Annotated in this window: 2 protein-coding genes; both read left to right on the top strand. The window is 55.5% G+C overall.

The window, feature by feature from the left end; genetic code table 11:
• Positions 1–177 carry a hypothetical protein gene (locus tag ABT171_RS41540; RefSeq protein ID WP_351252134.1) on the top strand — a complete coding sequence of 59 codons (177 nt, stop codon included), beginning with the start codon at positions 1–3 and terminating at the stop codon, positions 175–177.
• A 109-nt stretch (positions 178–286) separates the two neighbouring features.
• A protein-coding gene (locus ABT171_RS41545) for an IS3 family transposase (RefSeq protein ID WP_351252133.1) occupies positions 287–1500 on the top strand; the annotation gives its coding sequence in 2 pieces (ribosomal slippage) (positions 287–629 and positions 629–1500; 1215 coding nt annotated over the 2 pieces). This gene is flagged as partial in the annotation.

A 1500-nucleotide genomic window follows, 5' to 3' on the forward strand; every position in this document is an offset into this window, starting at 1 on the left:
CTGGACGACGCCGAGCAGCGTCGCTGGCTGCAACACCGCCAGGAAGCGCTGAGCGCAGAGCGCGTGCAGAGTTACCTGCTGCAGCTCGAATCACTGTATAACCTGCACGAAGGCGACAAAGAGAAAACCGCCCTGTTGAAAGCGCTGTTCGATTACGGCAAAGAGTTGGTGGGATAAAACCCGCCGCAGCAGAAAAGGAAAAGGCCGCGAAAGCGGCCTTTTTTGTGGCTGATGACCCGTCCTGAATAGCGTTGACACATTTTACTCACGCACAGAGGAAAATGTGATGAACCAGTATATTAAACGCACACAACGCGATTACTCTCTATCCTTTAAACTGGCTGTCGTCGAACAGGTCGAAAAAGGCGAGATGACATACCGCCAGGCGCAAGATCGCTACGGTATCCAAGGCAGCCAGACTGTCATGAACTGGCTGCGCAAATACGGTCAACTTGACTGGCGAACTTCTCCTTCCACCAGAACGTGCGGAGACAACATGCCCAAACTCCCCCTGACGCCCGAACAGCGTATTAAAGAACTTGAGCAGCAACTGGCTGAATCTGAAGTCAAAGCCCAGTTCTTCGAAGCTGTCGTCAAAGTGATGAACACCGACTTTGGCGCCACGCTGACAAAAAAGCAGCTAACCGCCTTATCGCGCAAACACAAGTACCGGGACTCACAGTAACGCGGGCCTGCCGATGGATGGGCATCAGCCGACAAGCGTGGTATCAGTCCCTGCAGCGTGAAGCAGGCAAAGAGGAGCAGGCCCGGCATCTCGTCGAACAGGTGACGGCCATCCGCTTGCACCAACCCCGACTGGGGACACGTAAGCTGCATCACCTGTTGCGGCAACACCCCGAACCGGCGTTGCATGTGGGCCGTGACCGGTTGTTCAGTATCCTGCGCTGCGCGCGGTTACTGGTGATGCCTAAACGGGCGTATCACAAGACGACGCACAGCCATCATCGTTTTTATCGCCATCCCAACCTGCTAAAAGCGGGAGACAATCAAGTAATAGCCAGCCGTCCGGAACAGGTATGGGTGGCGGATATCACCTACCTGCCGCTGAGAACGGGGACGGCGTATGTCAGCCTGGTAACGGATGCCTGGTCGAGAAAAATCGTGGGATATCACGTGCATGACAGTCTGCATACCCGGCATGTCGCCTGCGCGTTCAAAATGGCACTGGCCGGCAGACGCACGGCGTTGCCGTTGGTGCATCACTCGGACAGGGGTATCCAGTACTGCTCGCAGGAATATCAGGCGTTACATCAGCAGTATGGCGTCATCTGCTCGATGACGGACGGGTATGACTGTTATCAGAACGCGCTGGCGGAACGGATAAACGGGATACTCAAAACGGAATACCTGCTCGGCAGGCCAGAAGATATCGCGCAGGCAAGAAAGATGGTCAGGGAGTCGGTGAACCTCTACAACACGCGGCGGCCGCACTTGTCGCTGAAATACAAAACGCCCGATGAGGTTCATCGGGCGTTATCC

Source organism: Streptomyces sp. NPDC001851 (assembly GCF_040297165.1).
GTDB lineage: Bacteria > Actinomycetota > Actinomycetes > Streptomycetales > Streptomycetaceae > Streptomyces.